At 57.8% G+C, this 19,531-nt stretch carries 16 protein-coding genes and 1 pseudogene; 10 read left to right on the top strand and 7 right to left on the bottom strand.

Annotated elements, in window-relative coordinates; all coding sequences use genetic code 11:
- The first annotated feature begins 217 nt into the window (after positions 1 to 217).
- The 3 genes from C1949_RS18535 to C1949_RS18525 all read left to right on the top strand — a co-directional run bounded on the left by C1949_RS18535 (position 218) and on the right by C1949_RS18525 (position 2,638).
- Positions 218 to 958, top strand: coding sequence for a hypothetical protein (locus C1949_RS18535; protein ID WP_104739865.1), 741 nt, complete (start codon positions 218 to 220; stop codon positions 956 to 958).
- An 87-nt stretch (positions 959 to 1,045) separates the two neighbouring features.
- Positions 1,046 to 1,804: a hypothetical protein gene (locus C1949_RS18530; protein WP_104739864.1), complete on the top strand. Its 759-nt coding sequence runs from the start codon at positions 1,046 to 1,048 to the stop codon at positions 1,802 to 1,804.
- Between the two features lie 96 nt (positions 1,805 to 1,900).
- Positions 1,901 to 2,638, top strand: coding sequence for a hypothetical protein (locus C1949_RS18525; RefSeq protein WP_104739863.1), 738 nt, complete (start codon positions 1,901 to 1,903; stop codon positions 2,636 to 2,638).
- Between the two features lie 130 nt (positions 2,639 to 2,768).
- Here the strand turns inward: C1949_RS18525 and C1949_RS18520 are convergent, their stop codons facing one another.
- From C1949_RS18520 to C1949_RS18500, 5 genes are all read right to left on the bottom strand, one after another.
- Positions 2,769 to 3,278: a flavin reductase family protein gene (locus C1949_RS18520; protein WP_104739862.1), complete on the bottom strand. Its 510-nt coding sequence runs from the start codon at positions 3,276 to 3,278 to the stop codon at positions 2,769 to 2,771.
- Positions 3,279 to 3,449: 171 nt separating this feature from the next.
- Complete coding sequence (locus C1949_RS18515) at positions 3,450 to 4,478, bottom strand: methionine synthase (RefSeq protein ID WP_104739861.1); 1,029 nt, start codon at positions 4,476 to 4,478, stop codon at positions 3,450 to 3,452.
- A gap of 28 nt (positions 4,479 to 4,506) precedes the next feature.
- A complete protein-coding gene (locus tag C1949_RS18510; RefSeq protein ID WP_104739860.1) occupies positions 4,507 to 5,490 on the bottom strand; it encodes a DUF1852 domain-containing protein in 984 nt (327 codons plus the stop codon).
- A gap of 434 nt (positions 5,491 to 5,924) precedes the next feature.
- On the bottom strand, positions 5,925 to 6,980 hold the full coding sequence (gene rlmM, locus C1949_RS18505; RefSeq protein ID WP_104739859.1) for a 23S rRNA (cytidine(2498)-2'-O)-methyltransferase RlmM: 1,056 nt from the start codon (positions 6,978 to 6,980) through the stop codon (positions 5,925 to 5,927).
- Positions 6,981 to 7,041: 61 nt separating this feature from the next.
- The gene (locus C1949_RS18500) at positions 7,042 to 7,758 is read right to left on the bottom strand and encodes a 5-methyltetrahydropteroyltriglutamate--homocysteine methyltransferase (RefSeq protein ID WP_104739858.1); all 717 of its coding nucleotides are present in this window, start codon (positions 7,756 to 7,758) and stop codon (positions 7,042 to 7,044) included.
- A gap of 118 nt (positions 7,759 to 7,876) precedes the next feature.
- On the opposite strand from C1949_RS18500, the gene C1949_RS18495 reads away from it, so the two are divergent.
- From C1949_RS18495 to C1949_RS18480, 4 genes are all read left to right on the top strand, one after another.
- Positions 7,877 to 8,800: a LysR family transcriptional regulator gene (locus tag C1949_RS18495; RefSeq protein WP_104739857.1), complete on the top strand. Its 924-nt coding sequence runs from the start codon at positions 7,877 to 7,879 to the stop codon at positions 8,798 to 8,800.
- Positions 8,801 to 9,031: 231 nt separating this feature from the next.
- The gene (locus tag C1949_RS18490; protein WP_104739856.1) at positions 9,032 to 9,898 is read left to right on the top strand and encodes an alpha/beta hydrolase family protein; all 867 of its coding nucleotides are present in this window, start codon (positions 9,032 to 9,034) and stop codon (positions 9,896 to 9,898) included.
- 104 nt (positions 9,899 to 10,002) lie between these two features.
- Positions 10,003 to 10,764 carry an SDR family oxidoreductase gene (locus C1949_RS18485; protein WP_104739855.1) on the top strand — a complete coding sequence of 254 codons (762 nt, stop codon included), beginning with the start codon at positions 10,003 to 10,005 and terminating at the stop codon, positions 10,762 to 10,764.
- A 197-nt stretch (positions 10,765 to 10,961) separates the two neighbouring features.
- On the top strand, positions 10,962 to 11,585 hold the full coding sequence (locus tag C1949_RS18480; RefSeq protein ID WP_104739854.1) for a QsdR family transcriptional regulator: 624 nt from the start codon (positions 10,962 to 10,964) through the stop codon (positions 11,583 to 11,585).
- A gap of 52 nt (positions 11,586 to 11,637) precedes the next feature.
- Here C1949_RS18480 and C1949_RS18475 read toward each other — a convergent pair whose 3' ends face one another.
- Both C1949_RS18475 and C1949_RS18470 read right to left on the bottom strand, forming a co-directional pair.
- Entirely contained in the window at positions 11,638 to 13,230 is a 1,593-nt protein-coding gene (locus C1949_RS18475) for an ATP-binding protein (RefSeq protein WP_104739853.1), read from the bottom strand.
- A complete protein-coding gene (locus C1949_RS18470) occupies positions 13,227 to 13,943 on the bottom strand; it encodes a response regulator (RefSeq protein WP_104739852.1) in 717 nt (238 codons plus the stop codon). Before C1949_RS18470 ends, C1949_RS18475 begins: the two co-directional genes overlap by 4 nt.
- Before the next feature lie 435 nt (positions 13,944 to 14,378).
- On the opposite strand from C1949_RS18470, the gene C1949_RS18465 reads away from it, so the two are divergent.
- From C1949_RS18465 to C1949_RS18455, 3 genes and pseudogenes are all read left to right on the top strand, one after another.
- The gene (locus C1949_RS18465; RefSeq protein WP_104739851.1) at positions 14,379 to 17,255 is read left to right on the top strand and encodes a ribonucleoside-diphosphate reductase subunit alpha; all 2,877 of its coding nucleotides are present in this window, start codon (positions 14,379 to 14,381) and stop codon (positions 17,253 to 17,255) included.
- Positions 17,256 to 17,560: 305 nt separating this feature from the next.
- Complete coding sequence (locus C1949_RS18460) at positions 17,561 to 18,814, top strand: ribonucleotide-diphosphate reductase subunit beta (RefSeq protein WP_104739850.1); 1,254 nt, start codon at positions 17,561 to 17,563, stop codon at positions 18,812 to 18,814.
- A 207-nt stretch (positions 18,815 to 19,021) separates the two neighbouring features.
- Positions 19,022 to 19,361, top strand: a pseudogene (locus C1949_RS18455) (transposase family protein); the annotation flags it as partial.
- Positions 19,362 to 19,531 lie beyond the last annotated feature (170 nt).

The raw sequence follows: 19,531 nt of genomic DNA, 5'->3' as shown, positions 1-19,531 counted from the left end.
AACAGCCAGGATGTACGACTGTACTTCCGCAAAGACCAGCAAGCCGAGGTGATGGCCATGGTCAGGAACCGGATACCGCACATCGAACTTACGCCGGGCAGGCAGATATACGAATTTTAATGGCTTCCGCCATCAACAGGCAGCACACACACCTATAAACCAACCCGACAGACTTTTGCGGGCAAGTGCCAACTATTTTTAACGCAGGAACAACCCAATGAGACGGACCTCGTGGCGCAAAATACCGAACTTAACAGGAGACCAAGAGTGGACCCATGATAATGAGACAGCCGTAGCTACCTGGACAGTCAAAGCAATCGACAAGAGAATAATCCCTGAAGGCAGCATCATTGTCATAAGCACGCTCATAACGGTTGGGTTCGGCCTGTGGGTAGGCATGGGTTACGCGGCCTTCCTGGCTGCCCTACCCATGACTTTCATCTTCTACAAACAAGCCATGCAAAAAACCGTCTTTGTCTACCGCGCAACCTCCAACCACCTTGAGGTGTGCCGCTGGCAAGACATTCCTGACATGGTGTTTATCTTTATACGCGTCATCCCTTTCGTGATGATCGGGATTGTCCTGATGCTATTGATCAGCAACCCGGCGCTATCCATTGCCGCACTGGCAGGCCCGGCTTTGGTAGGGATCGGACTGGTCTCGGTGGGTGGCGACTCGAGCTACCAAACCTACTGGCAGGACTTTCATCATGATGAGTATCTGTGGAGCGAGGTGCTGGAGGCGATGCTCGACGCCGAGCAAGGCCTCATCGTGCTAACGCTACCTTACGAACTGCCGCCTGAGTATGCCGCGCAAATAGAAAATCCGGAGCAGTTCAACAGCCAGGATGTACGACTGTACTTCCGCAAAGACCAGCAGGCCGAAGTGATTTCCATGGTTAAGGACCGAATACCCGACATCGAACTCACACCCGGCCGGCAGATATACGAATTGTAATGAGCCCAGCCATCAACAGGCAGCACACACATCTATAAATCGACCCGACAGACACGTGCCAAGCATTTTTAACGCAGGAACAACGCAATGAGACGGACCTCGTGGCGCAAAACACCGGACCTGTCTGGCAGCCAGAACTGGATTCATACAGGTGGCACAGAAATCAAGACATGGACCGTTAAAGCCATCGATCAGAGCATCTTGCAAAATGGCATGGGAATGATAGTTGTGGGCAGCATTTCTTTCGCCGTTAGTCTGTATTTTGCCCTCATAGGAGACTACGAAAACTTCAGACTATTCTTCTTTCCAATATCAGTGCTGGTTATCCTTTTCTACAAACAAGCCATGCAAAAAACCGTCTTTGTCTACCGCGCAACCTCCGAGCACTTGGAGGTCTGCCGCTGGCGAGACATTCCTGACATGGTGTTTATCTTCCTGCGTGTATTCCCTTTCTTGATGATTGGGGTGGTGTTGATGCTGTTGATCAGCAACCCAGCACTCTCCATTGCTGCGCTGGCCGGCCCTGCTTTGGTGGGGATCGGACTGGCCTCGGTGGGTGGCGACTCGAGCTACCAAACTTACTGGCAAGACTTTCAGCATGATGAGTATTTGTGGAGCGACGTGCTGGAGGCCATGCTGGACGCCGAGCAAGGCCTCATCGTGCTAACGCTACCCTACGAACTGCCTGCTGAGTACGCCGCGCAGATAGAAAACCCGGAGCAGTTCAACAGGCAAGATGCCCGGCTGTACTTCCGCAAAGACCAGCAGGCCGAGGTGATGGCCATGGTCAGGAGCCGGATACCGCACATCGAACTGACGCCGGGCAAGCAGATATACGAATTTTAATGAGCTCAGCCATCAACAGGCAGCACACACACCTATAAACCTACCCGACAGACTTTGCGGGCACGTGCCAACCATTTTTAACGCAGGAACAACCCAATGAGACGGACCTCGTGGCGCAAAACACCGAACTTAGCAGGAGACCAAGAGTGGACCCATGATAATGAGACAGCTGTAGCTACCTGGACGGTCAAAGCAATCGACAAGAGCATAATCCCTGAAGGCAGCATCATTGTCATAAGCACGCTCATAACGGTTGGGTTCGGCCTGTGGGTAGGCATGGGTTACGCGGCCTTCCTGGCTGCCCTACCCATGACTTTCATCTTCTACAAACAAGCCATGCAAAAAACCGTCTTTGTCTACCGCGCAACCTTCAAGCACTTGGAGGTCTGCCGCTGGCAAGACATTCCCGACATGGTCTTTATCTTTATACGCGTCATCCCTTTCCTGATGATTGGGGTGGTGTTGATGCTATTGATCAGCAACCCGGCACTCTCCATTGCTGCGCTGGCCGGCCCGGCTTTGGTGGGCATCGGTCTGGCCTCGGTGGGTGGCGACTCGAGCTACCAAACTTACTGGCAAGACTTTCAGCATGATGACTATCTGTGGAGCGACGTGCTGGAGGCCATGCTGGACGCCGAGCAAGGCCTTATCGTGCTAACGCTACCTTACGAACTGCCGCCTGAGTACGCCGCGCAAATAGAAAATCCGAAGCAGTTCAACAGCCAGGATGTACGACTGTACTTCCGCAAAGACCAGCAGGCCGAGGTGATTGGGCTGGTTAAAAGGCAGATTCCAGCCATCCCCCTGAGTCCTGGCCGGCAAAGCTATGATTGATAGAGAGTGCAGAGTGCGCACAGCAGACAGAAATCACGACCTGATTCCAAACAACAGATGACACTCCACTTTTGTCATTTTGAGAGCACGCATGGGCCTGCCAGGTTAGGCAAAACATCACGCGCACTACTCACTCTGCACCATACGCAGGAAGTGAATGATATTGCCCCTTAAAGTACAGCAGCGGCTCGACGGGGGCAGATTCTTGCGGGCTCAACGCTTTCACCTCGCCAATCACGATCAAGTGGTCGCCCGCGGCGTGTTCGGCGTGAATTTCGCAATCCAGCCAGTGCAGGCTACCGTCAATGACAGGGCTTCCCAAAGGCGAACTCTGCCACTCAACGCTGTGCCATTTGTCCGCGCCTTGCCGAGCAAACCGGTTGGATATGCTGACCTGATCGCCGGATAGGATATTGACCGCAAACCGTCCCGCCCGGCGAATTTTGGGATAGCTGTACGAGTCGGATTTGACGCTGAATGATACCAACGGAGGGCTCATCGACACGCTGTAAAACGATTGACAGGTAAAACCAATCGGCTCGCCATCGACATTTGAGGTGATGACCGTGATACCGGAAGCATAGTGCCCGAGCGCTTCTCGAAAGCTCAAGGGTTCTATGACAGAGCAGGGAAAAGACATGGCAGGTCCTAAAATCATAAATACAAATACAGCGTGGGTGGACGCCCTGAGCGTAATATGGGGGCCAGCGAACGTAAGCCAGAGCCTTTCCAATCCCAGCCCGTTACAGGCAGCGTGATTGATCTAAAATTTCAATCACTGTTGCTCCCAAGTCATTACACCCTCCCGCTACTAACCAAGGACCTCCTGGCGAACAATTTCTGCGCCCGTGCTCAAGGCTCTCAACTTCCCTCTCGCCAGCTCGCGAGACAGAGGCGCCATACCACAGTTGGTGCACGGGTAAAGCTTGTCGGCGTCAACAAACTGCAGCGCCTTACGCAGAGTGCTGGCAACCTCCTCCGGTGTTTCTACAGTATTGGTTGCCACATCAATGGCACCCAACATCACCTTCTTTCCGCGGATCAGTTCAATCAGGTCCATTGGAACATGCGAGTTTTGACACTCCAGCGAGATCATATCGATCTTGGATTTTTGCAGTTTGGGGAACGCTTCTTCGTACTGACGCCATTCGGAACCCAGCGTTTTTTTCCAGTCGGTATTAGCCTTGATGCCATAGCCATAGCAAATGTGGACCGCCGTTTCACATTTCAGGCCTTCTATGGCTCGCTCCAACGTGGCTACACCCCAGTCATTCAACTCATCAAAGAACACGTTAAAAGCAGGCTCATCAAACTGAATAATGTCGACACCGGCGGCCTCGAGTTCTTTGGCTTCCTGATTGAGAATCTTAGCGAACTCCCAAGCCAGCTTTTCGCGGCTTTTGTAGTGCGCATCGTAAAGCGTATCAATCATAGTCATGGGCCCAGGCAAAGCCCACTTGATAGGTTGATCCGTCAGTTGCCGTAAATAGATTGCGTCCTCAACAAACACCGACTTCTGGCGAGCAACCGAGCCAACGACAGTCGGCACACTGGCATCGTACCGATCACGAATCCGAACAGTTTCCCGCTTCGAAAAATCGACACCATCGAGGTGTTCGATAAAGGTGGTTACGAAGTGCTGACGTGTTTGTTCTCCATCACTCACAATATCAATACCCGCGTGTTGCTGCTCATGCAATGACAGGCGCAATGCATCGCGCTTGCCTTCGCGCAGCGCTTCCCCTTCAAGCTTCCAGGGTGACCACAGCTTCTCCGGTTCCGCAAGCCAGGATGGTTTGGGCAGGCTGCCCGCAGTTGACGTAGGTAATAGTTTATTCATGGTAAATCGTGCCGTGTATCCTGGTTATTTAAAGAGAGCAACTGGCAGACCACTGCTCAAGCAGATCCCGGTAGGGCTTGATGAAGTGCTCCTCAGCAAACTTTCCTTGTGCAACAGCAAGCTCGCTGCGTTCTTTTCGGTCATAGACAATGCGGGTCAATGAGTGATCCGGATTCTGCAAGTTGGGTTGATAGCACTTCCCGGCAGCCGCGTTCGCGTTGTATATCTCTGGCCGATAGATTTTCTGGAACGTTTCCATGGTGCTGATGGTACTGATGAGCTCCAGATCGGTGTAATCGTTAAGCAAGTCTCCGAAAAAGTAGAACGCCAGCGGTGCAACACTGTTTGGCGGCATGAAATAGCGAACAGCCAGCCCCATCTTCTTAAAATACTGCTCAGTTAAAGAAGACTCATTTGGTTCATACTCAAAGCCCAGCACAGGGTGCTGGTTACCGGTCCGATAGTAGGTTTTGTTATCCGAAACACTCAGGCAGATAACTGGAAGCTTTTTGAAATGCTGCTTATACGCACCTGAGTCCACAAAATGCTTGAACAGCTTACCGTGCAGATCACCAAAATCGGCTGGCACGCTGAAACTGGATTGCCCTTTGTTATGGTCCAGCAACACTACGCTGAAGTCATAATCCCGGAGGTAGGATGAGAAGTTGTTGCCGACGATACCTTCAATGCGTCTGTTCGTCTTTTTATCAACAATATTGGTTTTCAGTATCTCGATCGCTGGAAAGCTATCCGCTGTATCCGAAACGTCAACCGCCATCTCGACAGAAATTATTTCCAGTTCGACTGCATAACGTTCGCCCTTGGGGTTATCCCAATGTGCCAACGCATTGAAGCGGTTATCAATCATCCTCAGAGCGTTACGCAAATTCTCCTGGCGATTATCACCACGAGCAAGGTTGGCGAAATTGGTAGTTATCCGCGTACTGTCGGAGGGGTGGTAATTCTCATCAAAACAAATGCTTTTGATAGCAAACTCAAACTCGGTGTTCATCGCAGTCGGTATCCTGACATCTGAAAAAAGCCTGAATGCAGCAACAGTCTATTCAGCGCTCTCAATTTCTTTTTCTGGCGTACACACCAGGGAATAGCCGGCAGTTTATGCCAGCCTGAAATTGAACAAAACTGAACGTATTTCACTACTGCATTAGTCAAACTCATGATGCAGAAAATACAATGGTCGTAGCCCAGCCAGATGTATCGTTTCCGCCTGGTCTGCGCGATGTTTAGCGGGTATACGCCTAGTACAGGCGAGCAACTGCGTAGGATGAACGTGCTCAGAGGCGCGACTGGCTGTCAGACAATGCGATACCGACGCCCCGTCACCCCATCAACGACGATGTTTTGAGGCACCGCAGGCCGCCTGGCGCCTTAATCTATGACCAAAAGAAGCGTTTCGCGCAGGCGGCGCGGTTAACGAGATACGGCCTATCGCAACACCCGAATATGGCAGGTCACCTCTTCCCGGTCGGTATACAACTGCTTGCAAGCCAGCTCTGCCTTGATGCCAGCCTCGTCCAAGGCATCCTGAATATGCGCCAGACACTGCATTACTTCGGGGTAGCGCTGCTTCATCGGCAACTTGAAGTTGATGATCAGCTCGCGGCACAGCTTCTGGGTAATCCATTTGGCGGCCAGGGCGCTGCTGCGGGCAGGCTTGTCGACGATGTCACACACCATCCAGTCGACGGTACGCTTGGGCTTGTACATGTAGCCGTCGGCCTGCACATGCTCAACCTGCCCGCTGTCCATCAGGCGACGATCCATCGGACCGTTGTCGACTGCAATCACCTTCATCAGCCGGTTGACCAGTTGCCAGGTCCAGCCACCGGGGGCAGCGCCCAGGTCGACGGCGGTCATACCCGCCTTTAGGCGCATGTCCCAGTCATCACGCGGAATAAAGTGATGCCACGCCTCTTCCAGCTTCAGCGTCGAGCGGCTTGGCGCCTCTTTCGGCACGCGCAGACGCGGAATGCCCATTGGCCAGGGCGCGCCATTGTCAGCCCAGGACCAGCCGACGAAGACCTTCTGACCACTCTCGAAACACAGGTGCAGACGCGGCAGCTCGGTTTTATTCGGGCGCACGAAGCGAGTCTTGGTCAGCGCGCGCTCCAGCGGCCCCTTGAGCTTTTTGGTCAGCGCGGCAAGCGCCTTACCGTCGTTGGTATCGGCCGTTTCCAGCCAGAACAGCGAGGCAATCGGGCCCTGAGCGCAGGCGGTAATGATCGGGCTGACGCGGTCCTCCGGGTCAAGCTCAACCCAACTACCCAGCGCCCACTGTCGAGCGAAGATCAGTTGCCGGAAGTCGATGGCCTGCATGAGCTGCTGGGCATCGCCCGTCTGCGGGCAGACAAAGCGCACCAGCGCACTGCCGTCTCGGGTCACGGGGTAGCCGGCTATGCCCTGCTCGTTGGCCAGCTCCTGCATCTCCGCAGCGGCTTCGCCTTCGAAGCCTGGACGGCAATGTAGCAACAGTTCCTGCATGATTCGCTCCCGAAAGGTAATGGGGCGCTACTCTACAGGCAGATAGGCACCGGTTGAAGCGTCAGGCAGCGATCCGCGACGAGTTGCCGAGGCGCACCGCCAGGTCAGCAACATCATGCGGGGCTGTTGCAGCCAGCCACAGACGCGGCCCCAACCGCTGATATACGCCTTGCAACTGCGCCACCAACTCTGCAGACAGGTCAGACGCCGGCAGTACCAGTGATAGCGCCTTGTAGGCAGGAAGCCGATCCAGCACTGTCACCAGCACACGTTCCGGGTCACGCAGTTCGATCTGCAGTGCATCAACGGGCAGGTTGCAGGCCAGCCCCAGATTGTCGACCAGAGCGCCGCCGCTCACCGCCAGCAGCCGCTTGAGGGCGGTACGCTGCAGTCGGTTGTAGCTATGCTCGCAGGCTGCGGTCCAGACCGGTGCCAATGGCCGCGCGAGCTGGGGCTCATCCAACTCAACCCACTCCACACCCTGCTTGCCAAGCGCGAGCAACAGGCTGTCATAACCATCCAGCAAACCGTCCAGTTGCTCCAATGCTGCCTCGTCCCCATCGGTCATCGACCACAACAATGACAGCGGCCCCGGAATAATGGGTTTAACGTTGAACCCGGCAGCACGCGCCCTGGCAACCCGTTCCAGCAGCGAGTCAAACGGTGGCATACCTTCTGCTGCTACGCTGACCCATGCCATGCCAGCATCGGCCTGCTGGTGCCAGCGATCTGACTCCTGAGCGGGTGATGTATTGGGACCGGTTTGGTGCAGCAACATGAGGTGCCTCCTGACAGATCAATAAAGTGGGCAATGCTCGCGCGCGGCAACTACTGAATCAAACTCATATTGCTCATGCTATAGTTCGATTTTTCTCATGCAGACAAATCCAGCCGCCATGCTTGAACTCCGTCACCTGCGCACCCTGTCCACCTTGCGCGAGGCCGAAAGCCTTGTTGAAGCAGCCGAGCGACTGCATCTGACCCAATCAGCCCTGTCACATCAGATCAAGGACCTGGAAGAACGGCTGGGTATGAGCCTGTTTGTGCGCAAGAGCAAACCCGTACGGTTTACCAGTGCAGGCTTGCGACTGCTGCGACTGGCCGACACCCTGCTACCCCAGGTGCGCCAGGCCGAGCGCGACATCCAGCGGCTTGCTGGTGGGCAAGCCGGACGCCTGCACATGGCCATCGAATGTCACAGCTGCTTCCAGTGGCTGATGCCGACCATTGACCAGTTCCGTAACGCCTGGCCCGAGGTCGAGGTGGATTTTGCTTCCGGTTTTTTCTTCGCCCCACTGCCCGCGCTGGCCAGGGGTGACCTGGACCTGGTCGTCACCTCGGACCCGCTCGACATCCCCGGTATCACCTACGTTCCGCTGTTCACTTACGAAGCCCTGCTGGCAGTGAGTAACCAGCACCCGCTCAGCACTCGCCAGCACATCACGCCTGAAGATCTGGTAGGGGAGACGCTGATCACCTACCCGGTAGAACGCGAGCGACTGGACGTTTTCAAACAGTTTCTGGATCCGGCCGGCGTTGAACCGGCAGGCATTCGTACCGCCGAAATGACCATAATGATGATGCAGCTGGTGGCGTCGGGGCGCGGCGTCTGCTGCTTGCCCAACTGGGCGCTCGCTGAATACCTGCATAAGGGCTACGCCAGCGCCTGTCGACTTGGGCCGGACGGCCTGTTCGGCACGCTGTATGCCGCCGTACGCGAAGACATGATGGCGATGCCTTATCTGCAGGATTTCCTGCTTACGGCCAAGGACACCTCCTTCGCAACCCTTGAGGGGGTCAGTGCGCGCTCTGGTGACTGAGCCCATTCGGGTGATGTGGCACAGGGCCGCTGCGATCGCAGTCCCAGGCAATCCGCTCTGATAACAAAGGGTTGCCGTAACTACTTACAGACCCACTTATCTCCCTCCTGAGACAACACGCAGGGATAACCCATCCGGGCGACTTTACCCCTCTGTGCAGCTCCCTAACGTTGGTGTCCTGCGCTATCTCGGCGCAGCCATCCATACAACAACAGAAAAAGGACTCTCAGGATGAACGCACCTCTGTTCAAGCTGGCCGCACTCACACTCGGCCTATCCCTTGCCAGCGTCGTGCTGGCGAACAACCCAGGCGGTGGCGGCGGCACAGCCCCTGACACCGGCACCGGCTTCCCGGGCGTCAGCAACTTCAGCGCCAGCGGCTCCTTCGCTACCACTAGCGGCAGCGCTGGCGCCAGCTGCACGGTATTCCGTCCTTCCACACTTGGCGCGAATAATCGCAAGCACCCGATCATTGTCTGGGGTAACGGCACCACTGCCTCGCCGAACACCTATGCCTCCCTGCTGCAGCACTGGGCTTCGCACGGTTTCGTTGTGATCGCCGCCAATACCTCCAATGCTGGCACTGGCCAGGAAATGCTCGGGTGCGTCGACTACCTGACCACCCAGAACAACCGCAGCACCGGCACCTATGCCGGCAAGCTAGACCTGAACCGCATCGGCGCTGCGGGTCACTCCCAGGGCGGCGGCGGCACCATCATGGCGGGTCAGGACTACCGCATCAAAGTGACTGCGCCCTTCCAGCCCTACACCATTGGCCTGGGTCACAACAGCAGCTCTCAATCCAACCAAAATGGCCCGATGTTCCTGATGACCGGCAGCATCGACACCATCGCCAGCCCCACCCTGAATGCCCTGCCGGTCTACACCCGCGCCAACGTACCGGTATTCTGGGGCGAACTGTCCGGCGCCAGCCACTTTGAACCGGTGGGCAACGCCGGTGACTTCCGTGGCCCGGCAACCGCCTGGTTCCGTTATCACCTGATGGACGACGCCAGCGCCGAAGACACCTTCTACGGCAGCAATTGCGACCTGTGCACCGATCGCGACTGGGATGTACGCCGCAAAGGTATCAACTAAGCAACCCGCCATGCCGGTCGCCTCGCGCTGTCGGCATGGCGACACTTGCCGCGCTAACCTCTGGTGTATCCTCTGTCCGCTCATACAACAACAGAGGAACGTCCATGTCCGCCTCCCCTACCAAAGTCGCGCTAGTTACCGGCGCAGGCACCGGCATCGGCCGCGCCACCAGCATTGCCCTGCTCAAGGCGGGCTATCACGTTGCCCTCACCGGTCGCAACGCCGATAAACTGCAGCGCAGCCTGGAAGGCCTGGGTGAACTGGCCAGCAATGCACTCGTGATTACCTCAGACGTGCGCGACCCAGCATCGGTTAAGGCACTGTTTGACCAGGTACAGCACACCTGGGGTCGTCTCGATGTACTGTTCAATAACGCAGGCACCGGGGCACCGCCGCTGCCGCTTGAGGACCTGCCGTTCGAACACTGGCAGGCGACCATCGATACCAACCTGACCGGTGCCTTCCTCTGCACCCAGCAGGCCTTTCGACTGATGAAAGCACAGACCCCGATGGGTGGCCGCATCATCAACAACGGATCAATCTCAGCCACTGCCCCGCGTCCCAACTCCGCGCCCTACACCGCCTCCAAACACGGTATGACCGGCCTGACCAAAGCCACCTCACTGGACGGCCGCAAGTACAACATCGCCTGTGGGCAGATCGACATCGGCAACGCCGCCACCGAGATGGCCGCGCCGATGCAGCGTGGCATTCCGCAGGCCAACGGCGAGATCATGGTCGAGCCGGTGATGGACGTGGAGCACGTCGCCCAGGCGGTTGTTCAGATGGCCGAACTGCCGCTGGAAACCAACGTTCAGTTCATGACCATCATGGCCACCCGAATGCCATTCATTGGCCGCGGATGATCTGCACCGAGACGTCTGGCCGGAGCGTTTTCCAGCCAGACGGAACCGCCCACTGACGAATCAGTGAAGCGCGGCTACACATTTGCTCACCCACTTCCCCTTGCTTCAATTGCGGGACACTTTCCTTCTTGGTATCACCATTGTTACCATGCACCCCTTGAGCCAAAGAAGAAAACCCAACGCCAGGAAAGCAGCGAATGACCAGCCACCAGACCCCCCTTGCTCTTGCCCTCTCCAAACGCAAAACCGACGAACGCGCAACGCCGATCTCCGCCTTTCGTATGGCCCGTAGCTGGTGGCTGGAGGGGCGCCGTCTGAACCTGTCGCAGTTGGCCGAAGAGCTGGGAATCGGACGTGCGACGCTGATGCGCTGGGTGGGCAACAAGGATTTGCTGATGGGGGAAATTCTCTGGTCGCTGTACAAGCGGATCTACGACGAAGCCATTGCCCGAGCCGAACAGACGCCCAACCTCAAGGGCATCGAGTACCTGACCCAGATCTATGAGGATATCAACGTCGCACTGATCAACGCCCGCCCCATGTACGACTTTCTGCAAGCCGAGCCGCAGTGGGGGCTGCAACTGCTTACTGCGCGCACCTCCGGTTTGCAGGAGCGCCTGATCAGCACCTGGCAAAAGATGTTTGAAGAAGCGATTGCCGCTGGCGAGATCAAACCGGAGATGGACGCCCAGAGTCTGGCGCTGTACATCGTGCGCATCGGTGAAAGCGCCATATACTGCGATCTTATCTGCGGCCGCAAACCTGAGCCGGGCCCAGCTACCACGGCATTCCGTCTGCTCGTGAACGGGCACCAGCGCTGAGCAACAAAAAAGGGCACAGTGTCTGTGCCCTTGTCGTTTCGGATGACAAAACCTACTGGCGTAGCGGCCAGTCGATGATAAAGGCCGCCCCGCCCAGCTCCTTCGACGTTTCAACCCGCGCGTAGCCACGGTGCCAGTAGGCGATTCGGCGCACGATGGATAAGCCTAGGCCGTAACCTCCACTGGCGCGGGTGCGACTGTCATCCAGCCGCAGGAACGGCGTAAAGACCCGCTCACGATAAGCCTCGGGAATCCCCGGACCATCATCCTCCACAATCAGCCGACAGCGCCCATTGGCAACCCGCGTGGTGACCTTGACCCTGGCGGCGGCATGGCGCAGGGCGTTGCTGACAAGATTGGTCAGCGCCCGATGCAGATAGCGCGCTTCAGCATCGACGGCATGGGCACGACCGTGGGAAAGATCCTCATGTTCCAGCTGAACGCTCGCCGCCAACGGTAGCAGCTCTGCCACGACCTGCTCGACCGTAGCCAGCACATCGACCGGCTGCAATACCAGCGCCGGCGCCCCCTGCTCAAGTCGGGCGTAGGTCAGGATTTCGTCGACCAGCTTGTCCAGCTCACTGAGATCGCCATCCATGCTGTCCAGATAGCGCTTTCTGTCTACCTCACTGCCAGCAGTCTCGACCATTTCCAGACCGAAGCGCAGACGCGCCACCGGCGTACGCAGCTCGTGCGAAACAGCGCGGATCATCTCCTGCTGAATACGCATCATCCGCTGCAAATGTCCCGCCATGTCGTTGAAGGCGCGGGCCAGACTGCCAACCGAGTCACTGCCGATTACCTCCGCCCGGGCATCAAGATTACCGCGCGCCAGATGGGTCGCTGCCGACTCCAGATTCATCAGCCGCTGTTCCAACTGACGCACCAGCAGGTAGATCAGCAGACCACTGAGCGACAGCGCCAGCAACCCCGTCATCAGCAGCATCTCTGGCGGATACTCCTGCATCTGGTAAATAGGCCCCAAGCTGACGACCCAGTTGGTATCCGGGATCTTCATATACATCATCACCGCGTTACCGTCCGGCCCCAGACTCAGCACGGTATCGAACTCATCCAGACGCCGACGCTGGTCGGTGTCCAGGTCGGTTTCGTTCAGGCGGGTGAGATTGAGCGGAAAGCCAAAGCCCTTGTCCCGCCGCAGTCGCTGCAGCCAGGTAGGCATGTCGCTTTCCGGGTGACGTACCAGCTCGTCGGCAATCAGAAACAGCGTTGCCCGGCCCAGCTGCTCGGAGATTTTCTCGATATCGGCGGTGAGCACCTGCTGCTGGCTGAGGTCGACCAGACTATAGACCCGTACCTCGGCCGGCGCCCTGCTGAGCACCAGCACGCGGCCCTGGATCAGACGCGACCAGTTACCCGATTCAAGCCCCAGATCATCCAGGCGGCGCAACTCCAGCGGTACGCCGATCAGTCGCATCCAGACCGCCAGCGCCTTCTGGCGCTCAGCCTCGTCCATCGGTTCAAGGTTATCGGCCATCAGCCGGAAAGTACCGGTGGCCATCCGCTCGCGGTAATCCTCCGCGCGCACATCGTTGATCATCCGGATGCTGATCAACGCCAGAAAGGAGACGGCGACCAGCACTAGCAGCATGCCGCCGTAGATGCGCAGAAAAATCGAGTTCACTGCTGATCCGGACCAGGGCTGACGAACAGATAGCCCTTGCTGCGGACGGTTTTGATCAACCGCGGCAGATCAGGATCATCACCGATTTTTGGACGAATGCGCGAGATGCGCACATCGATCGAACGGTCCTGACCGTCGTACTCGATACCGCGCAGCGCAATGAAGATCTCCTCACGACTCAGAATTCGCCCTGCATTACTGGACAACAGCCACAGCAGGTCAAACTCGGCACCGGTCAGCTCAATCAGCTCACCACGCAGCCAGGCCTCGCGGCGGTCGTTGTCGATGATCAGCTCACCAAATTCCAGGCGCGTCGGCGCCTCGCTGGTTTCCGGCTCGCTGGTTCTGCGCAACAGCGCACGAATCCGCGCAAGCAGTACCTGCGGTCTGACCGGCTTGTTGACGTAATCGTCTGCCCCGAGCTCCAGGCCACGGATCTGCGCTTCATCTTCACTGCGCGCGGTGAGCATCAGGATCGGTCGCACGAAGCCTGCGGCACGAACACGCTCGCAAATCGACAAACCATCCTCACCCGGCAGCATCAAATCCAGCACAACCAGTGCAGGCTGGGTATCGAGAATACGCTGCACCGCAGCGCCGCCGTCCGCTTCAATTGCAACAGGCAAACCCTGCGCCTGCAAAAACTCGGCAATCAGACCTGCCAGCTTCTGGTCGTCCTCGACAATCAGGATGTAACCACTGTCTGCCTCCACCCTCGCCTCCCGCTAGCTGAACTACTCGAATCAGCCGGCGATTGTAGCACTCGCCTGCGTTCAGGCCACAGCCCCTGACCCAGAGCGCTGGAAACAGCTTATCTCCATGCTGGCAACAGGCTGAAAACAAGCAAAAAGTAAACACTAGATATAGTGAATTTTTCTCAACTTCCGCAAGCCCGCGCCAGCTCTGAGCTACGCCAAGGTCAAGGCGATTATGCGATGAAATCGACAAATAATCGCCTTGCCACATCAACAAACACACACTATCTTGTGCCAAACACAGGGCAGACACCCAGATATTGATCAAATAGTCACCAGCCGCCACACGCTGCCATTGACTGTCTGCCGCTTGAACAGCACGCCCCAAGCTGGCCGAGCCAGCTTACGCAAACATCTACATATTGTGTTCACGACCAAACAAAGGAGCATGTCATGCAGGTCACCCCTTCCGCCGCTGACACCACATCATCCGCCCTGCAGGCAGAAAACCAGCAGAATCCGGACCTGCAGCTCAGCGCGCCAGGCCAGCTGCGGGTGATCAAACGCAACGGCACACTGGTGCCCTATACCGACGACAAGATCCGCATCGCCATGACCAAAGCGTTTCTGGCGGTTGAAGGCAGCCAGGCGGCCGCATCTTCGCGCATTCGCGCCACCGTCGACGAGCTCACCGACGTCATCAGCGCAATCTTCAAGCGTCGCCTGCCCTCCGGCGGCACTCTGCATATCGAAGAGATCCAGGATCAGGTCGAACTGGCCCTGATGCGTTCGGGCGAACAGAAAATTGCCCGAGCCTACGTCCTCTACCGTGAAGAGCACGCCCGCCAGCGCCAGGCGCGCCAGAGCACCGGCGAAGCACACCCAAGCATTCGCATCACCCTGCCTGACGGCAGCCGAGAGCCGCTGGACCTCGGCCGTTTGCGTACCGTCATCGCCGAGGCCTGCGAGGGCCTGCCGGAAGTCGACGCCAACCACATCGAACAGGAAACCCTGAAGAACCTGTACGACGGCGTGACCCAGATCGACGTCAACACCGCGTTGGTAATGACCTCCCGCACTCTGGTCGAGCGTGAGCCGAGCTACAGTCAGGTCACCGCCCGCCTGCTGCTCGACAACCTGCGTGCCGAAGCCCTGAGTCACCTCGAAATTGCGCCCAGCGCGACCCATGGCGAAATGGCCGAACTGTACGCCAAGACACTGCCTGCCTACGTCAAGGCCGGTATCGGGTACGAACTGCTGGACGCCAAGTTAGCGGTGTACGACCTGGAGCAACTGGGCGCCGCGATTGACCACAACCGCGACCAGCTGTTCGGCTACCTCGGCCTGCAAACCCTGTACGATCGCTACTTCCTGCACCGCGACGGCACCCGCATCGAACTGCCGCAGATCTTCTTCATGCGCGTGGCCATGGGCCTGGCCATCGAGGAGCCGCAGAAGAACGAGCGCGCCATCGAGTTCTACAACCTGCTGTCCAGCTTCGACTACATGGCCTCCACGCCGACCCTGTTCAACGCCGGCACCCTGCGTCCGCAGCTGTCGTCGTGCTACCTCACCACCGTGCCAGACGAGCTGTCCGGCATCTACAAGGCCATCCACGACAACGCCATGCTGTCCAAGTTTGCCGGCGGCCTGGGTAACGACTGGACGCCAGTCCGCGCGATGGGCGCCTACATCAAGGGCACCAACGGCAAGAGCCAGGGCGTCGTGCCCTTCCTCAAAGTAGTCAACGACACCGCCGTAGCGGTCAACCAGGGCGGCAAGCGCAAGGGCGCGGTCTGCGGCTATCTGGAAACCTGGCACCTGGATATCGAGGAATTCCTCGAACTACGCAAGAACACCGGTGACGACCGCCGCCGTACCCATGACATGAACACCGCGAACTGGATTCCGGACCTGTTCATGAAGCGCGTGTTCGAAGACGGCCAGTGGACCCTGTTCTCGCCCTCCGACGTGCCGGACCTGCACGACCTGACCGGCAAGGCCTTCGAAGAGCGCTACGAGTACTACGAAGCGCTGACCGAGTACGGCAAGCTGAAACTGCACAAGAAAGTGCGTGCCGCCGACCTGTGGCGCAAGATGCTCAGCATGCTGTTCGAAACCGGCCACCCGTGGCTGACCTTCAAGGACGCCTGCAACCTGCGCAGCCCGCAACAGCACGCGGGTGTAGTTCACAGCTCCAACCTGTGCACCGAGATCACCCTGAACACCAGCGAAGATGAAATCGCCGTCTGTAACCTGGGCTCGGTCAACCTGGTCAATCACATCGTCGATGGCAAGCTGGACACCGCCAAGCTGGAGCGCACCGTGCGCACTGCGGTACGCATGCTCGATAACGTCATCGACATCAACTACTACTCGGTACCGCAGGCCCGCAACTCCAACCTAAAGCACCGCCCAGTTGGTCTGGGCTTGATGGGCTTCCAGGATGCGCTCTACCTGCAGCACATCGCGTACGGTTCCAACGAAGCCGTCGCCTTTGCCGACCAGTCGATGGAAGCCATCAGCTACTTCGCTATCCAGGCCTCCTGCGATCTGGCCGACGAACGCGGCAGCTACTCCAGCTTCGACGGCTCGCTGTGGTCTCAGGGCATCCTGCCCTACGACTCACTCGACATTCTGGCCGAGCAACGTGGTGCCAAGTACATCGACGTGGACCGCAGCGTTACCCTGGACTGGGAGCCGGTGCGCGAGCGCGTCAAGAAAGGCATTCGCAACTCCAACATCATGGCCATCGCGCCGACCGCGACCATCGCCAACATCACCGGCGTGTCGCAGTCGATCGAGCCGACGTATCAGAACCTGTACGTCAAATCGAACCTGTCGGGCGAATTCACCGTGATCAACCCGTACCTGGTACGTGACCTCAAGGCACGCGGCATGTGGGATGCGGTCATGGTCAACGACCTCAAGTATTACGACGGCTCCGTGCAACAGATCGACCGTATCCCGGACGATATCAAGGCGATGTACGCCACCGCCTTCGAGGTAGAAACCAAATGGATCGTTGAAGCCGCCAGCCGCCGTCAGAAGTGGATCGATCAGGCTCAGTCGCTGAACCTGTACATCGCCGGTGCCAGCGGCAAGAAGCTGGACGTGACCTACCGCATGGCCTGGTTCCGTGGTCTGAAAACCACCTACTACCTCCGTGCCCTGGCCGCCACCAGCACCGAGAAGTCCACCGTCAACACCGGCAAGCTGAACGCCGTATCCAGCGGTGCCGACAGCGCCCAAAGCGCAGCGCCTGCTGGCCCAGCGCCGGTGCCGCAGGCCTGCTCCATTGATGACCCGGATTGCGAGGCGTGTCAGTAAGCGCACGTATCTGAGCGGTGCCCGCGTTGTTGCCGTGCCAGCCGACCCCGGTCACGTACTCCAGTACGCTCCCGAGTCCGGCCGGCCCGGCGCCTAGCGCTCACTCGCTCAGCTACGCGCTTAGGCCGAGAACCGATAACAACTAGAGTCACCCCGCCCCTCGCGTCATTCCCGCGAAAGCGGGAATCCAGAAAAACCCAAGCGCCGCGCCGAGGTCAAACTTTACGACTCTGGGCGCCACTACACAGAACCACTTGCCGCTTGAAGCTTATCGCTTGCGGCTGTCGACCAAAGGGAGACACACCATGCTCAGCTGGGACGATTTCGACACCGAAGACACCACCACCGCACCGGCCACCAAAGCCGCGCCCAAACCGACCGCACCGGTTGCCGACAGCCCGGTGATAGAGAACATCGCCGAAGGTTCAGTAGAAGACGCGCGTCAGATCAGCGCCGATGACTCCGATGCCATCGCCCGCGCCAAGGCAGCGCTCGACGAACTGGACGTTCAGGAAGGCCTGGATGATCTGGAAGGCGCAGCCGCCCGCGTTCAGGTGGGCGACAAGCAGATGATCAATGCCCGCGCCGACCTCAACCAGCTGGTGCCTTTCAAGTATGACTGGGCCTGGCAGAAGTACCTCGACGGCTGCGCCAACCACTGGATGCCGCAAGAGGTCAACATGACCGCCGACATCGCCCTGTGGAAAAGCGCTGACGGCCTGACCGAAGACGAGCGCCGCATCGTCAAGCGCAACCTGGGCTTCTTCTCCACCGCCGACAGCTTGGTCGCCAACAACCTGGTACTGGCCGTGTACCGCTTGATCACCAACCCCGAATGCCGTCAGTACATTCTGCGTCAGGCCTTCGAAGAGGCGATCCACACCCATGCCTATCAGTACTGCATCGAGTCACTGGGCATGGATGAAGGCGAAATCTTCAACATGTACCACGAGATCCCGAGCGTCGCGAAAAAGGCCTCCTGGGGCCTCAAATACACCCGTTCAATCTCCGATCCAACCTTCAACACCGGCACCCCTGAAACCGACCGCCAGTTCCTGCGCAACCTGATTGCCTACTACTGCGTACTGGAAGGCGTGTTCTTCTACTGCGGCTTCACCCAGATCCTGTCCATGGGTCGCCGCAACAAGATGACCGGCACCGCCGAGCAGTTCCAATACATCCTGCGCGACGAATCCATGCACCTGAACTTCGGCATCGACGTGATCAACCAGATCAAGATCGAAAACCCGCACCTGTGGGACGACGCCATGAAGGATGAAGCGACCCAGATGATCCTCCAGGGCACCCAGCTGGAAATCGAATACGCCCGCGACACCATGCCCCGCGGCGTACTGGGCATGAACGCCGCGATGATGGAGGACTACCTCAAATTCATCGCCAACCGCCGCCTGACTCAGATCGGTCTGAAGGAACAGTACCCGGGCACCACCAACCCGTTCCCCTGGATGAGCGAAATCATGGACCTGAAGAAAGAGAAAAACTTCTTCGAAACCCGCGTGATCGAGTATCAGACTGGCGGGGCATTGAGCTGGGATTGATAGCTCCCCCTACCAACGGCTACCAATCTGTATCGATAGGGGGATGGCATCAAGCAATTGCGTTTTCAATCCCAAGCTCGTCAGACAGTCTTTGTCTGATACGGTATTCCCCTGACAGTTGACCTCTGTCAGGGGGGGTGGTCATACAGCCTCGAACAGAGTTATGAAACGGGTACCGCTACCTGCCTGTAACCTGAAGAAGCACGCATGACCACCGAGGAGAAAATAGCTCTACGCAAGCTCAGCCTGCTGGACTTGGCGCAAGAGCTACGCAACATCAGCAATGCCTGCAAGGTGAGGGTATACAGCCGCCAGCAGTTCCACAAGATCCGCAGGAATTACCAGACCTACGGGTCATCTGGCCTGTTAGATGAGCTGACGAGGTGCAAAGGTGTGCATCCTAATCGGGTCTCGCCCGAGATAGAGCAAGCCATTCTGGAGTAAAGCTTACAGCTGCCCTACCCATGGCCCATTTAGGGTATCGCGAGAACTGGCCCTGCGCGGCATCACGGTCAACTCTGGCGGTGTTCGAGGCGTCTGGAGCCGACCCGCACCACTACAACAACGAGCGGCCCCACTAGGGGCGAATGATGAATGGCAGAACGCCAAGTCAAGCATTCATCGAAGGTATTTTGGGGCAGCCAGAATCGGCCACGGAGGACACGACTTAACTCAGCCCCGGAACGGGGCCGGTGCAAGGTGAATACTTGATCTGTA

Origin of the sequence: Halopseudomonas oceani (assembly GCF_002903165.1) — a bacterium.
Classification (GTDB): Bacteria; Pseudomonadota; Gammaproteobacteria; order Pseudomonadales; family Pseudomonadaceae; genus Halopseudomonas; species Halopseudomonas oceani.
This window is presented reverse-complemented; position numbering and strand designations above follow the sequence as displayed.